General features: G+C 60.4%; 15 protein-coding genes. 1 reads left to right on the forward strand and 14 read right to left on the reverse strand.

The genetic code is table 11. From position 1 onward, the window contains the following. Window positions 1-66: 66 nt before the first annotated feature. The 9 genes from murB to AC53L6_RS11485 all read right to left on the reverse strand — a co-directional run bounded on the left by murB (window position 67) and on the right by AC53L6_RS11485 (window position 6,333). Entirely contained in the window at window positions 67-990 is a 924-nt protein-coding gene (gene murB, locus AC53L6_RS11445; protein ID WP_496907927.1) for a UDP-N-acetylmuramate dehydrogenase, read from the reverse strand. Window positions 991-1,021: 31 nt separating this feature from the next. Then, window positions 1,022-1,291: a hypothetical protein gene (locus AC53L6_RS11450; protein WP_299200777.1), complete on the reverse strand. Its 270-nt coding sequence runs from the start codon at window positions 1,289-1,291 to the stop codon at window positions 1,022-1,024. Beyond that, on the reverse strand, window positions 1,288-1,536 hold the full coding sequence (locus tag AC53L6_RS11455; RefSeq protein ID WP_299200779.1) for a DUF2484 family protein: 249 nt from the start codon (window positions 1,534-1,536) through the stop codon (window positions 1,288-1,290). The genes AC53L6_RS11450 and AC53L6_RS11455 overlap by 4 nt, the downstream gene beginning before the upstream one ends. Next, on the reverse strand, window positions 1,533-1,793 hold the full coding sequence (locus AC53L6_RS11460; RefSeq protein WP_299699210.1) for a DUF2484 family protein: 261 nt from the start codon (window positions 1,791-1,793) through the stop codon (window positions 1,533-1,535). The genes AC53L6_RS11455 and AC53L6_RS11460 overlap by 4 nt, the downstream gene beginning before the upstream one ends. After that, window positions 1,793-2,023, reverse strand: coding sequence for a hypothetical protein (locus tag AC53L6_RS11465; protein ID WP_496907928.1), 231 nt, complete (start codon window positions 2,021-2,023; stop codon window positions 1,793-1,795). The genes AC53L6_RS11460 and AC53L6_RS11465 overlap by 1 nt, the downstream gene beginning before the upstream one ends. Then, the gene (murC, locus tag AC53L6_RS11470) at window positions 2,020-3,426 is read right to left on the reverse strand and encodes a UDP-N-acetylmuramate--L-alanine ligase (protein ID WP_299597742.1); all 1,407 of its coding nucleotides are present in this window, start codon (window positions 3,424-3,426) and stop codon (window positions 2,020-2,022) included. Before murC ends, AC53L6_RS11465 begins: the two co-directional genes overlap by 4 nt. Window positions 3,427-3,428: 2 nt before the next feature. After that, window positions 3,429-4,526 (reverse strand): UDP-N-acetylglucosamine--N-acetylmuramyl-(pentapeptide) pyrophosphoryl-undecaprenol N-acetylglucosamine transferase, encoded by a 1,098-nt coding sequence (locus AC53L6_RS11475; protein WP_496907929.1) that lies wholly within the window; start codon window positions 4,524-4,526, stop codon window positions 3,429-3,431. After that, entirely contained in the window at window positions 4,523-5,686 is a 1,164-nt protein-coding gene (ftsW, locus tag AC53L6_RS11480; RefSeq protein WP_496907930.1) for a putative lipid II flippase FtsW, read from the reverse strand. Before ftsW ends, AC53L6_RS11475 begins: the two co-directional genes overlap by 4 nt. Window positions 5,687-5,805: 119 nt before the next feature. Next, entirely contained in the window at window positions 5,806-6,333 is a 528-nt protein-coding gene (locus AC53L6_RS11485; RefSeq protein WP_496907931.1) for a redoxin domain-containing protein, read from the reverse strand. A 108-nt stretch (window positions 6,334-6,441) separates the two neighbouring features. Here AC53L6_RS11485 and AC53L6_RS11490 point away from each other — a divergent pair, with 108 nt between their 5' ends. After that, the gene (locus tag AC53L6_RS11490; RefSeq protein WP_496908079.1) at window positions 6,442-7,608 is read left to right on the forward strand and encodes a BaiN/RdsA family NAD(P)/FAD-dependent oxidoreductase; all 1,167 of its coding nucleotides are present in this window, start codon (window positions 6,442-6,444) and stop codon (window positions 7,606-7,608) included. 70 nt (window positions 7,609-7,678) lie between these two features. On the opposite strand, the gene murD is transcribed toward AC53L6_RS11490, so the two are convergent. The 5 genes from murD to AC53L6_RS11515 all read right to left on the reverse strand — a co-directional run bounded on the left by murD (window position 7,679) and on the right by AC53L6_RS11515 (window position 13,818). Further along, entirely contained in the window at window positions 7,679-9,073 is a 1,395-nt protein-coding gene (gene murD, locus AC53L6_RS11495) for a UDP-N-acetylmuramoyl-L-alanine--D-glutamate ligase (protein WP_496907932.1), read from the reverse strand. A 73-nt stretch (window positions 9,074-9,146) separates the two neighbouring features. After that, complete coding sequence (locus AC53L6_RS11500; RefSeq protein ID WP_496907933.1) at window positions 9,147-9,803, reverse strand: SDR family NAD(P)-dependent oxidoreductase; 657 nt, start codon at window positions 9,801-9,803, stop codon at window positions 9,147-9,149. Further along, window positions 9,803-10,885 carry a phospho-N-acetylmuramoyl-pentapeptide-transferase gene (gene mraY, locus AC53L6_RS11505; protein ID WP_299768786.1) on the reverse strand — a complete coding sequence of 361 codons (1,083 nt, stop codon included), beginning with the start codon at window positions 10,883-10,885 and terminating at the stop codon, window positions 9,803-9,805. Before mraY ends, AC53L6_RS11500 begins: the two co-directional genes overlap by 1 nt. Window positions 10,886-10,897: 12 nt before the next feature. Further along, window positions 10,898-12,346 carry a UDP-N-acetylmuramoyl-tripeptide--D-alanyl-D-alanine ligase gene (locus AC53L6_RS11510; RefSeq protein ID WP_496907934.1) on the reverse strand — a complete coding sequence of 483 codons (1,449 nt, stop codon included), beginning with the start codon at window positions 12,344-12,346 and terminating at the stop codon, window positions 10,898-10,900. Then, complete coding sequence (locus AC53L6_RS11515) at window positions 12,343-13,818, reverse strand: UDP-N-acetylmuramoyl-L-alanyl-D-glutamate--2,6-diaminopimelate ligase (RefSeq protein WP_496907935.1); 1,476 nt, start codon at window positions 13,816-13,818, stop codon at window positions 12,343-12,345. The genes AC53L6_RS11510 and AC53L6_RS11515 overlap by 4 nt, the downstream gene beginning before the upstream one ends. Between the last annotated feature and the right edge of the window lie 32 nt (window positions 13,819-13,850).

Genomic DNA, 13,850 nt, shown 5'->3' on the forward strand with positions numbered 1-13,850 from the left:
TCCCGGGGTCCTTTTGCGAACCCTCGATTTATACGCCGATTTTCGGCCTGCCTTGCGCGTGGAACCCTATGCCGGATCGCCAATACGCATGATTTCCCATTCTAGCGTGATGCCACTGGAATCGTAAACCTTTTTTCGCACTTCTTCGCCCAATCCTTCGAGATCAGCGGCGGTCGCCTGCCCAGTGTTGATCATGAAGTTGGAATGCTTCTCGCTCATCTGCGCCCCACCGCGCCGCGCGCCACGCAGGCCCGCGTCATCAATGACCTTCCAAGCCTTCAGATCGTGCACATCGTCGTCCTTCCCGGTGGACGAGAACCCTGCCGGGTTACGGAACGTGGACCCTGCGCTACGGTCCTTGGTGGGTTGGGTCGCATCGCGTTTGGCCAATTGGTCCGTCATGCGCGCATGCAACTCTTGCGGGTCGCCCTTGGGCCCGCGCAGCGTCACATGGGTCAGGACCGCGCCCTCGGGCAGGTCGGTTTGGCGGTATTGGAAGTTCAGGTCGCTGGCGTCCAAGGTGGTGATCGTGCCATCCCTCAGCACGATGTGCGCCTTCACAAAAACATCTGCCGTGTAGCTGCCATAGCAGCCCGCATTCATGCGCACGGCACCACCGATGGCACCCGGAATGGTGCGCAAAAACGTCAGATCAATGCCTGCATCCGCTGCTTTGCGGGCGACATGTGCATCAAGTGCCGCCGCCCCTGCCTTGACCGTATCACCCTCCACTTCGATGCCGTTAAAGCCGCGTCCCAGACGGATCACCACGGCCCGCAGGCCGCCATCGCGCACGATCAGGTTGCTGCCAACCCCCATGGGAAAGACCGGGGCAGAGGGATCAAGGGCAGAGAGAAACGCGCTCAGATCCTCGATGTCAGCAGGTTGGAAAAACCAATCCGCCGGGCCGCCAACACGCAACCAGGTCAGGCCGGACAAGTCCTTGTTCGGGGTCAGTGTGCCGCGTACGGCTGGCAGGTCATAACTCATGCCGCTGCAATGCCGCCATGGGTGGAAGAGGTCAAGTCGCCTTGGCGTGACGGCGGATCAAGCCGCAAAACACAGCGCCGCCCAGCAACCCGGAGGCCATGGGCAATGCCACCAAAAAGGTAGCAACCACGACAGCAAAACCATCACCCGGAAGCGTGGTGGGCGCCAGACTGACCCACAAGACCGCCGAGGCCAGCAGAATGAATACGGCTGCCAAACTGCGCAACATGAAACGCGAGGCCATCGACCATCCAGCTACAATACCCAAACCAAGCGCCGTAAGCGCAATTGCATACATCATCGGATCACCCTCCCTTTGATCCAGCGGCTCAGGTAGATGACCGGCCACCGCAGAATGCTCATCCCCGCGACCATGACGACAAGACCCAGCCAGGGACCATGCTGCCACGTGACGTAACCGATAATCGGAATACCAATGGCAATCAGCGCATACGCATTGGTCCAATGGTTGTCCCTGCTTGGCATCATGGCAAGCACGTTTGCCGCGACGCCCCAAAGGCACGCAAGGATCAGAGAAAGGCTCATGAACGGAGCTCCGGCGGAAGTTGAGGATTTTGGCCACGGGCCTTGGCCAGGAAATAGCGCAGCGGGTTGCGAAACATCGACACAAACGCGGCAAGAGCGAGGGCACCCGCCCACCAGGCAACGCTGATGCCAACCCACAGGATCAACGCAGGCGCTACGATCAAGAGAGTGACACCAGGAATGTATTGATGGCGCATGGGCAGCATCGCGACAACCGTCGCGGCAAAGACCCACCCGATGCACGCCCAGATCAACATCAGCCGTGCCCTCCGAACCGTTTGCCCAAGGTCCAGCCCAACATCAGCGCGAGCGCTGCCGGACCGGCAAAGAACAACGGTGACCCCGGCGTACCTGCAAACAGATTGTACAAGCTGAGAATCACACAGAGCACAATCAGCGCACCCAATACCATGGGAAGGTTGCGCATGCGCAGCAGGATACCGACGGGCATCATCAACAAGGCAAAGATGATCGCGAGAATACTCACGCAGCCCCCTTGTGCAGCCTTGCTGGCAAGCCATTGGCCCACGCGCTGATCGACCCGGCCCCAAGGCACACGACCATATCACCGGGACGCGCCTGTTCGCGCACCAACCGTTCCAGATCATTCTCGTCCACGACGGCGCGGGCGTGGCGGTGGCCATGACGGATCAGGCCCGCAACCAGATCATCGCGGCTGGCCCCCTCGATCGGGTCTTCACCCGCGGCAAAGATGTCCGCGATGCCCACAACATCGGCATCATTGAAACAGGAACAGAAATCATCGAAATGATGATGCAGCCGCGTATAGCGGTGCGGCTGGTGAACCGCGATCACGCGGCCCGTTGTCGCTTGGCGCGCAGCTTTCAACACGGCAGCAATCTCCGTTGGATGATGGCCGTAGTCGTCGATGATCGTAATGCCTTCAACCTCGCCCACGCGGGTAAACCGACGGTTAACGCCGCCGAAATTGGCAAGAGCCGTGCGGATCTCATTCGCCTTCATGCCCAGATGGCGGGCCACGGCGACGGCACTCAGCGCGTTCGACACGTTGTGATCACCCGGCATCGGCAGGCTGCAGCCCTCGATCACCTGATCCTCGGCCTGCAAGGCAATGTCGAAATGCGCCACACCATTCTCATAGGTCAGGTTCATGGCCCGCACATCGGCTTGCGCGTTGAAGCCATAGGTCGTCACGCGGCGGTCAGTAATCTTGCCAACAAGGGCCTGCACATCCGGATCATCGGTGCAGCACACCGCCAGACCGTAGAACGGGATGTTCGACACGAAGTCATAGAAACCCTTGTGCAGCGCCTCTTCGGTACCCCAATGCTCCATATGCTCAGGATCGATATTGGTCACGATGGCAATGGTCGCGGGAAGCCGGTTGAAGGTGCCGTCGCTCTCATCCGCTTCAACCACCATCCACTCGCCATCACCCTTCCGGGCGTTCGAGCCATAGGCGTGGATGATGCCGCCATTCACAACGGTCGGGTCAAACTTGCCCTCATCCAGCAGCGCCGCAACCATGGTTGTGGTTGTCGTCTTACCGTGGGTTCCGGCCACGGCAATATTCGAGCGCAAGCGCATCAGCTCGGCCAGCATCTCGGCCCGCCGCACAATGGGCAATCCGCGTGCGCGGGCGGCATCAAGTTCCGCGTTTCCCGGCTTGATGGCGGACGAAATCACAACCACCTCGGCCTGTTCGACATTCTTGGCATTCTGCCCGACAAAGATATGCGCGCCCAATTCCTGCAACCGATCCGTGATCGGCGTGCGTTTAAGATCCGACCCCTGCACGACATATCCATGGTTCAACAGCACCTCGGCGATGCCTGACATCCCAATCCCGCCGATACCGACGAAGTGAATTGGTCCCACATCTCCGGGCAGTTTGGTTGCGGCATTCATTGTCAGGTCCCTTTCTGGGCGAGGGTTTCGACCATGTAGACAAGCTGTTCGGTGGCATCCGGTTTGCCCACGGTCAGCGCGGCGTTGGCCATCTGCAACGCGCCGTGGGGATTGTCCAGTACGGCGTTGATCTGTTCCGCCACGTTTTCGACGCTCAACTGGCTTTCCGGGATTAGAATTGCAGCACCTGCATCCACCAGACCACGCGCATTTGCGGTTTGATGATCCGCTGTGGCGGCCGCATACGGAACCAGGATCGACGGACGACCGATAATCGCAATATCTGCCACCGATGATGCGCCCGAGCGCGAGATTAAGAGCTGCGCCTCGGACATCCGGCGCGGTACATCGTGAAAGAAAGGCTGCACATCGGCATCGATGCCGTTTTCCGCATAGAAGGTGCGCACGCGGTCTTCATCTTCGCCGCGCGCCTGATGGCTGACACGGATGTTGCGCAAACGATCCATGGACAGGCTTGCAATGGCAGGTGGGATGACATCCGACAGGATGCGCGCACCCTGACTGCCGCCGATCACTAAAATCTCCATAGGGTAGTCACCCGGGGCGATGTATCCGGCGCCTGCCCGCTCCAGCACCGCGTTGCGCACGGGGTTGCCCACATAGGTGCCTTCGACACCTTCGGGCAATTCCGTTGGCCAGGTTCCACACGCAACGGCATCCATGCGCTTTGCAAACAATTGGTTCACACGGCCCAGCACACCGTTCTGCTCATGTATCATACGTGGAACACGCAGGATCGCGGCGGCGGCAAGCGCCGGAATGGTCGGATACCCACCAAACCCCACGACAACAGCCGGCCTGTCCCGCAGCATCTTGATCTTGGCCGCCGCTATGCCCGCAGCAATACGAAACGGAACCGCAATCTTGGCCAGCACCCCGCCACGCGCAAAGGTGGCCGAGGACACCTGTTCAATCTCGGTCGTGTGCGGGAACCCGCCCGTATAGCGCGCGCCGCGCGCATCCGTACTCAGCTTCACCCGCCAACCGCGCGCCAGCATCGCCTCGGCCAAAGCCTGAGCCGGGAACATGTGACCACCGGTGCCACCGGCTGCGATCAGAAGAAGCGGCTGTTTCGTCATCGACGGCGCCCCAAAATATCCGAAATCTCACCTTGCGGGCGGCTTCGGGTAAAGGCCAGCAGCATGCCGACGGCAATGCCCGATGCGATCACGGACGAACCACCATAGCTGACAAAGGGCAGTGTCATGCCTTTGGCGGGCAACAGACGCACGGCAACACCCATGTTGATCATCGCCTGAACACCAAACATGCAAGCCAGCCCCGTGCCCGCAAGGCGGATAAACGGATCGCGTTCGCGCACCAACCGCATCAGCGACCGCACGACAATACCGGTGTAAAGCGCGATGATGCACAACACGAGGATCAGACCGTATTCCTCGGCCGCCACGGCAATGATGAAATCTGTATGTGCGTCAGGAAGTGACCATTTCACCTGCCCCTCACCAACACCAACACCAAAAAGCCCGCCCTCCTGGATCGCATTTGTTGCATATCCAAGCTGAGTCCGCGGATCGACATCAGGGCTTAGAAAGCCATCAATACGACGGGCAAAGTGCTCCGAATTGGAATAGGCAATGGTGCCACCAAAAACGACCAGCCCGGCCATGCCGACCAGCAGGATCATGGGCGCACCGGCCACGAAATACATGACGCCCCAGCCAAACAGGACAAGGCATGCCTGCCCAAAGTCAGGTTGCAAGGCCAGCATCAAAACGATCGAGACACACAGTGCAAAGGACCACGTGCGCCCCGGCGGGCCGTTCAGCTCTTGGCTGGCGGCTAGCATCCACGCAGCGGCCACGACAAAGCCCGGCTTCAGAAACTCGGACGGCTGAATACTGGCAAAGCCCATCGAATACCAACGGACCGCCCCTTTTCCAAAATCCGTCCCAAAAAACGGCAACAGGGCGAGCGCCACAAAGGACACCAAGAAACCCAACACCGCCAAACGGCGCACCACGACCGGTGACATCATCGACGTGATGATCATCAGGATCAGCGCAACCGATCCAAAAAACGCTTGCCGCGCCACATAGTGAAAAGGAGGAAAGCCGTTTTTCTCGGCCAATGGAACCGACGCCGCCAGCGCCAAAAGCAGGCCAATAGCGAACAGAAAAAGGACACAACTCAGTGACCACTTGTCAACGGTGCGCCACCATTTTGGAAGAATCGGTTCGCCGTCCCGCACCGGGACCGCGCCATAGACCATTTCAGTCATGATCTGCCGCCTTGCTGCCTGTACTGCCTCACGCCCTTGGTTGATCCAAGATGCTGCGCGATACCATAGCGGCAAATGATCACGCGGGCCAGCCTTTGTTTACTGGCCCGCCAGCGGGGTTATGCCGCCTTGTGTGTCCCGCGGATCGGGTAGTCATTCGAACGCACGAATTTGACACCGTTCAGCACGCTTTGCAGATCGGGGCGCAAGAACGGGGCGTTCGAAACATCGACCATCTGGATGGCGCCATCACCGTTCACAACAAACAGGCCCGGCTCGGGAAACGGCTGATCGGTTTCCTGCGGGCTGCGCGGATCAGATATGTAGACGCCCAGCGTGTCCATCTGCGTCACGCTCAGCCCATAGCCCATGGCCAGGCTCAATTCCTTCTCATCGACCATCGCTTGTGCTTTGTTCTCCGGATCACCGGATACAGTCACGACATCCACACCCAAGGCGTTGAAATCACTCTCAAGCTCTTGCAATTGGGCGAGGTATTTCTTGCAAAGCGGACAATGCAAACCGCGATAAACAACAACCAACTGCCAGTCGTGCCCGTCCCTCGGCGTTCCAAGGGACAACGTACTGCCACCCAATCTGGCGACATCAAGTTTGGGGAAAGCACTCCCTGCGGCCAAAGCTGTCATTCTGCATATCCTTTTCTTTTTGCAACATTCTTCTCGACCTAGGAAATGCAAAGGCCCACACAACCCCAAGAGCTTGACCCTTTATGTGCGATGCTGCACGGGGACGTCATGGAATACGACACGCTTGTCATAGGGGCCGGAGCTGCGGGCATGATGTGCGCAGCACATGCAGGGGGGCGTGTGCTGTTGATCGATCACGCCAAGGCCCCCGGCGAAAAGATCCGCATCTCGGGCGGCGGACGCTGCAACTTCACAAACCTCTATTGCGACGCACATGCGTTCATCGGCCAGAACCCGCATTTCGCCAAGTCCGCGCTGGCCCGCTACACGCAATGGGACTTTATCGACCTGATCGACCGGCACGGCATCTCGTGGCACGAAAAGACACTGGGCCAGCTGTTCTGCGACACCTCGGCCAAGGACATCATCGCCATGCTGCGCGGTCTGCTGCAGCAGGCCGGTGCTGAACTGCACCTGCAAACGTCGGTCACCAGACTGGCCAAGGACGACGACGGCTTTGTCGCAACCTTGCATGACGGGCAAAACATCAAGGCCCGGCACATCGTGATGGCGACGGGCGGCAAATCCATCCCCAAGATGGGGGCCACCGGCTTTGCCTATGATATCGCACGCCAGTTCGGACACCGGGTGACCGAAACCGAACCTGCCCTTGTCCCCTTCACCTTCCCCGACCGCCGCTTTGCCGACATTTCCGGCGTCGCATGCCCCGCGCGGGTCACGGCAAATGGCACCAGCTTTGAAGAAGCCATGCTGTTCACCCATCGCGGTCTGTCCGGTCCGGCCATTCTGCAAGCGTCCAGCTACTGGCATTCGGGTCAGGACATCACCGTGCATCTGGCACCCGACACGGACCTGACCACAATTCTCCGCGACAAACGGCAAACAGACGGAAAAAAAGCACTCACAACCGAACTGGCACGCCACCTGCCCGCACGGCTTGTCGACCATCTCAGCACTCAAATGGATATGTCGGGGCGTCTGGGTGACATGTCGGACGCGCGGATCAAGGCACTGACCCACGACCTGCAAAACTGGCTTTTGACGCCGGGCGGCACAGAGGGCTACCGCACAGCGGAAGTGACGCGGGGTGGGATCGACACCGACCAGATCAGCTCCAAGACCATGGAGTCACAAACCACCCCCGGTCTGTTCTTCATCGGTGAAGCATTGGATGTCACCGGCTGGTTGGGCGGGTACAATTTCCAATGGGCCTGGTCATCGGCCATGGCAGCCGCACGCGCCATCGAGAATTAATCCAAGCCCGAAAGAAGCCGCAAGGCGCACCCAAAATCAAAATGGAATGCGCCGCAGGCGCGCCTTTGGATTACAGTCGTTTCGTGACTTCGGCGACGAAGTCCTCGCCGCGGCGTTCAAAGCTGTCGTACTGATCGAAACTGGCCGCCGCCGGGGCCAGCAAGACCACGTCCCCGGCCTCTGCATCCTCCATGGCAGCCGCAACAGCAGCCGACATGCTGCCGCACACTTGCGCCTCGACATTCAGTTGCATTGCGAACTGTGCCGCTTCGCGTCCGATAACATAGGCTTTGCGCACACCGGATGCCGCATCATTGAGCGGGTCAAGCCCGCCCTTCTTCTGCAACCCACCGCAAATCCAACGGATGTTCTTGAACGCCGCAAGCGCCTTGGCTGCGCTGTCCACATTTGTGGCCTTGCTGTCGTTCACATACCTGACACCGTCGGCTTCGGCGATGGTCTGGCTGCGATGCGGCAAGCCTGCAAAACTGTGGAACGCCTGCTCGATCACCTTAGGGGCCACACCAACGGCGCGCGCGGCGGCATAGGCCGCACAGGCGTTCTGATGATTATGTGCACCGGGCAAGCCTGCAACGTCGCGCAAATCAATCGACGCCACCTGCCGTCCTTTGCGATACTCGGCCAGAAACCCCTTCTTGGCAAAGACCTGCCATCCGGGTCCGGTCAGCTTTTCGGCAGCAGACACGCGGATCACGCGATCATCGCTTGGCCCCTCGCTGAGCTGCCCTGCAAGGGATCGCCCTTCGTGCTCGTCAACGCCAATGACGGCCCTGTCCGGGCCACCTTCGGCAAAGAGCCGGCGCTTGGCGGCAAAATATCCACCCATACCCGCATGCCGGTCCAGATGATCGGGCGACAGGTTGGTGAACACGGCCACGTCCGGTGTCAGGCTGCGCGCCAGATCGGTTTGGTAGCTCGACAGCTCCAGCACCACGATCTCTCCGTCATGGGGCGGGTCGATGTCCAACACACCACGACCGATATTGCCCGCAAGCTGGCTGGGACGGCCCGCGACTTCCATGACATGATGGATCAGGGCACAGGTCGTCGATTTGCCGTTGGATCCGGTTACCGCAATCACACGCGGCACGGTGTCAAAGCGGTTCCACTCGTATGTGGCAAAGGATTGGAAGAACAGACCAATGTCATTGTCGACCGGCACACCGGCCGCCCAAGCCGCCGCAATCACCGGGTTTGGCGACGGATAAAGATGCGGAATGCCGGGGCTTACGATCAGGCGCGCAACATTGTCAAAAGCACCGCCTTTCTTGAGGTCGAGGCACGCAAACCCTTCGGTTTCAGCCTTGGCGCGGGCGTCCGGATTGTCGTCCCAGCAGATCGGTGTCGCCCCACCCGCCTTCAGCGCGCGCGCCGCAACAAGGCCGGAGCGTCCAAGCCCAAGAACCGCCACACGCGCACCGTTCAGACCCTGCACCGGGATCATTGCGGTGCTCCTTGGGGGCTCTGCCCCCGGCCTGCGGCCTCCCCCGAGGTATTTTCAGCCAGAAGAAGGATCATCACCACGCCTTTTCCTGACGGTTGCGAAAGAACTTCCCGGTAACATCAGCAGGCGCGTCCAAGGCAAGCCAGATGCCTGTATCGGCGCCCTGCTCAGGCGTCCCCGGTGCAGCAGCCCCTCCCATGCGCGTATGCACCCAACCGGGGCACATCGCGTTGACGGTCACTCCCGGCGGCAGATCGCGCGGCAGTGCAAAACTCAGTGCATTCAGCGCGGCTTTGGCCACACCGTATCCGCCGGGGCCTTCCATGCCTTCGTCATAAGCACCCCAGCCCGAGCTCACATTGATGATCCGCCCCTGCCCAGCCTGCTCCATATGCGGCAGGCATAGCAGGATCAGCTCGAACGGTGCATGGAACATCACCTGCATAGACCGCCGCAGACCTTCGGGATGGCGCACCATGCTGTCCTCGATCAGAATACCTGCATTGTTGATCAGGATGTCTACACCACCAGCAGCCTCAATGGCCGGCGCAAAACTGGCGGTGTCTTCAAGATCAAGATGCACCCAATCGCAGCCCAATTCGGTCGCGGCCTTTGCCCCGGCCTGCGCATCTCTTGCCCCGATCACAACGTCGCATCCCCGCGCCAGCAGGCCCTGCGCCATGGCATATCCGATCCCTCGGTTGCCGCCGGTGATCAGCGCACGCGGCACTACCGCACCTTCAACGTGGCAAGACCGATCATCGCAAGGATCAGGGAGATGATCCAGAACCGGATCACGATCTGCGGCTCGGCCCATCCCTTTTTCTCATAATGGTGATGGATCGGGGCCATAAGGAACACCCGCTTGCCGGTCCGTTTGAAGTAGAGGACCTGGATGATGACACTCAGCGCTTCGACGACGAACAGGCCACCTACGATGGCCAGAACCAATTCGTGTTTCGTTGCCACGGCGATCGCGCCCAAAGCACCACCCAGTGCCAAAGACCCGGTGTCGCCCATGAAAACGGCCGCAGGCGGCGCATTGTACCACAAGAACCCAAGCCCCCCGCCAAAAAGAGCGGAGGTAAAGATCAAAAGCTCGCCCGTGCCGGGCACATAGTGCACATCCAGATACTCGGTGAAATCAACCCGCCCAACGGCGTACGCAATGATACCCAGCGTCCCACCCGCGATCATCACCGGCATGATGGCCAGCCCATCCAGCCCGTCCGTCAGGTTCACGGCATTGGCAGCACCGACGATGACGATGATGGCAAACGGAATGAACAGTATGCCCAGATTGATCAGCGCATCCTTGAGCACAGGCACAGCCAATTGGTTCTGTAGATCGTCCGGATGACTGATCGTGGCAAAATAGGCAGCAATGCCAGCAATCAGAAACCCAAGCAAAAGCCGTATCTTACCGGGCACACCTGCCGTGGTTTGCTTGGACACCTTGGCATAATCATCGGCAAAACCGATCAGGGCGAAGGCAAGCGTAACCCCCAGCACGATCCACATGAACGGGTTGTCCCAGCGCGCCCATAACAGCGTTGAGGTCGCCAGCGCGCCAACAATCAACAGCCCGCCCATCGTTGGCGTCCCGGCCTTCGAAAAGTGCCCCTCGGGACCGTCATCGCGGATCGGCTGGCCCTTGCCCTGCTTGCGCCGCAACACCGCAATCAGCGGACGGCCAAACAGAAATCCAAAGACCAGAGCCGTCAGAAACGCGCCCCCGGCCCGAAAAGTGATATAGCGGAACAGGTTGAAAAAGTCCCCGCCATCCGAAAGTGCCGTCAACCAATAGAGCATGCCTGCCTGTCCCTACGCATTATTTTGTGGGTCTTCGCCCTTAACCATCGGATGGCCCATTTTGCGGATCGCGTCAACGACCAGCGCCAGTTTCATGCTGAGCGAGCCCTTGACCAGCACCACGTCCCCGCTGTCCAGCCGACGCCGCACCTGTCCTGCCATCTCATCTGACGTTTCGGTCCACTGCCCCTGTTTGTCCGCAGGCAACGCCTGGTGCAGGTGCTTCATCAACGGGCCAACGCAATGGATTACGTCAATGGCTGACAGCGACTGCAATTCGGCAATCTCGGCATGCATCGCGGGGCCTTCATCGCCCAGTTCCTTCATGTCACCGACAAAGGCGATCCGCCGCCCCTTGCTGACGCGCCCGATGTCATGGGTCACTTCAGCTGCCGCCAATACCTCAAGTGCCGCGCCCATCGACGTCGGATTGGCGTTGTAGCTGTCATCGATCAGTTCAAGCGTCATATGCGTTTCAACCGGATCCAGCACGACAACCTCTCTCGCACCACGCCCTTGGTACGGCGACCACCGGCCCAGCGACTGCGCGGCAAGCGCCAGATCCGCACCCAACGCCTCGGCTGCGGCCAACGCACCCAAACCGTTCATGGCATAGTGTCTGCCCACCGCGCCGATCTTGAACAGCAGCGGGACATCATGTGCCTCGGCCTGCACCACGGTTGTATCGCGTTGCAAATCCACAGATTTCAATTTGAAATCAAAGCCGTGTCCGCCAAAGCCAATGTCACGACGCTTGGCATCATGCGCCTTGGCCTGCAGGATGGCCGCTGTTGAACAATCGTTGTTCAGAACCGCTGCGCCACCATATTCCAACCCGTCGATGATTGATGCCTTTTCAACCGCGATGCCTTCGATATTCTCAAAGGCTTCCAGATGCGCCGCCGCCACGGTGGTGATCATCGCGACATGCGGGCGAGCCATCTTGGCCAAGGGCGCGATCTCTCCGGGGTGGTTCATCCCGATCTCGATCACGGCATATTCCGTGTCCTTGGGCATCCGCGCCAAGGTCAGCGGCACCCCCCAGTGATTGTTGTAACTGGCGACAGAGGCATGCGTGCGCCCCTGATCGGACAGGATCGCGCGCAGCATTTCCTTGGTCGAGGTTTTGCCAACCGATCCGGTAATAGCGACCACACGGGCCTCCGTGCGTGCACGCGCCGCAACACCCAGCGCCTCCAACCCCTGCAGAACATCCTCGACGATCAGCAAGGGTGCATCATCGGCCACACCGTCCGGAACATGGGTCACAAGGGCCGCCGCGGCCCCTTTCTCAAGCGCCTGAGCGACAAAATCATGCCCGTCCCGCGCTGCCTTGAGCGCCACAAACATATCACCGGGCTGCAAGGTCCGCGTATCGATCGAGACACCCGTGGCCGTCCAATCCGTCGTGGCCCGACCGCCCGTTGCGGCAACAGCCTCGGCTGAGGTCCAAAGCGTCATGTCAATCGTCCTTCCAAGGCAGCCACTGCCACGCTGGCCTGTTCCACATCGTCAAAGGGCAACACATCATCGCCAACCACCTGGCCCGTCTCGTGCCCCTTGCCCGCAATCAAAAGCGCGTCACCGGGGCCAAGCGCGTCAACCGCGCGCAAGATCGCCTCGGCCCGGTCGCCAACTTCAGTCGCGTCCGGACACCCTTCCATAACGGCGGTACGGATCAACGCGGGATCCTCGCTGCGCGGGTTGTCGTCAGTGACAAAAACGATATCCGCATTCTCGGCCGCGGCCTGCCCCATCAATGGGCGCTTGCCTGCATCCCGATCACCGCCCGCGCCAACAACGGCGATCAGGCGGCCCATGACATGGGGGCGCATCGCCTTGAGCGCCGTCTCAACCGCATCGGGCGTGTGAGAGTAGTCCACGAAAACGGCAGCACCATTCTCGCGTGTTGCGGCCAGCTGCATACGCCCCCGGACAGTTCCCAAATGCGGCAATGTCTCAAAGACCTTGGCAGGTTCGGCGCCACAGGCAATCACCAACCCGCAGGCCAGCATCACATTGTCAGCTTGAAAGCCCCCTATCAGGGGCAAGCGCGCGGTATAGGCCCTGCCCCCGTATTCAAATCGCACATCCTGCCCCGTGGCGTCGAAACGCTGTGCTGTCAGGCAAAGGTCACCGCCGTCGCGGCCAACGGCCAACACCTTTTGACCGCGTGCGCGTGCAATGGCGGCCATGTCCACGCCACGCGCATCATCCATGTTGATCGCAGCCACGCCATCCTCAGGCAGCACGCGCGCAAACAGGCCGGCCTTGGCATCAAAATACGCTTCGAACGTGTGATGGTAGTCCAGGTGATCCTGGGTAAAGTTCGTGAACCCAGCTGCTTTCAGCGTCACGCCATCCAGCCTGCGCTGATCAAGGCCGTGAGATGAGGCTTCCATCGCCGCATGGGTGATCCCATTGGCCTTCGCTTCTGCCAAGGTGCGGTGCAGCGTGATCGGCTCTGGCGTGGTGTGAGCAAGCGGAGCGGTCCACGCCCCCTCAACACCCGTTGTGCCAAGGTTCACGGCGGCCAACCCCATCTCGATCCAGATCTGGCGCACAAAGGTCGATACGGATGTCTTGCCGTTGGTCCCGGTGACGGCGACCATCACATCGGGCTGACCACCAAACCACAGGGCGGCGGTTCGGCTCAGCACCTCGCGCGGGGCATCGGTGACGACAACCGCGACACCCTCCAGCCAGTCAGCGGCCAGCGCGGCCCCTTCGGCATCGGTCAGAACCGCCGCCGCGCCCATGCGCACCGCGTATTGAATGAACTCCGCCCCATGCACGCGACTGCCCGGCATGGCAGCGAACAGGAACCCGTCCTTCACCTCGCGGCTGTCCACGGCAATGCCGGTGATATCGGGATTGGCCCCACCCCGGGCGGTCAGGCCCAGCGATGAAAGTGATCGTGCCTGCGCGCCCATATTGCTGGCCCTATGGTTCGGATGCGAAATGC

Source organism: Tateyamaria sp. LSS28 (genome assembly GCF_059611725.1).

Excerpts from the sequence above, each read along its gene's own strand:
- AC53L6_RS11450 (WP_299200777.1), bottom strand. The coding sequence starts at position 1,291 with ATGATGTATGCAATTGCGCTTACGGCGCTTGGTTTGGGTATTGTAGCT.
- AC53L6_RS11510 (WP_496907934.1), bottom strand. The coding sequence starts at position 12,346 with ATGACGCTTTGGACCTCAGCCGAGGCTGTTGCCGCAACGGGCGGTCGG.
- ftsW (WP_496907930.1), bottom strand. The coding sequence starts at position 5,686 with ATGACTGAAATGGTCTATGGCGCGGTCCCGGTGCGGGACGGCGAACCG.
- AC53L6_RS11460 (WP_299699210.1), bottom strand. The coding sequence starts at position 1,793 with ATGTTGATCTGGGCGTGCATCGGGTGGGTCTTTGCCGCGACGGTTGTC.
- AC53L6_RS11490 (WP_496908079.1), top strand. The coding sequence starts at position 6,442 with ATGGAATACGACACGCTTGTCATAGGGGCCGGAGCTGCGGGCATGATG.
- AC53L6_RS11475 (WP_496907929.1), bottom strand. The coding sequence starts at position 4,526 with ATGACGAAACAGCCGCTTCTTCTGATCGCAGCCGGTGGCACCGGTGGT.
- AC53L6_RS11515 (WP_496907935.1), bottom strand. The coding sequence starts at position 13,818 with ATGGGCGCGCAGGCACGATCACTTTCATCGCTGGGCCTGACCGCCCGG.
- AC53L6_RS11485 (WP_496907931.1), bottom strand. The coding sequence starts at position 6,333 with ATGACAGCTTTGGCCGCAGGGAGTGCTTTCCCCAAACTTGATGTCGCC.
- murB (WP_496907927.1), bottom strand. The coding sequence starts at position 990 with ATGAGTTATGACCTGCCAGCCGTACGCGGCACACTGACCCCGAACAAG.
- mraY (WP_299768786.1), bottom strand. The coding sequence starts at position 10,885 with ATGCTCTATTGGTTGACGGCACTTTCGGATGGCGGGGACTTTTTCAAC.
- murC (WP_299597742.1), bottom strand. The coding sequence starts at position 3,426 with ATGAATGCCGCAACCAAACTGCCCGGAGATGTGGGACCAATTCACTTC.
- AC53L6_RS11455 (WP_299200779.1), bottom strand. The coding sequence starts at position 1,536 with ATGAGCCTTTCTCTGATCCTTGCGTGCCTTTGGGGCGTCGCGGCAAAC.
- murD (WP_496907932.1), bottom strand. The coding sequence starts at position 9,073 with ATGATCCCGGTGCAGGGTCTGAACGGTGCGCGTGTGGCGGTTCTTGGG.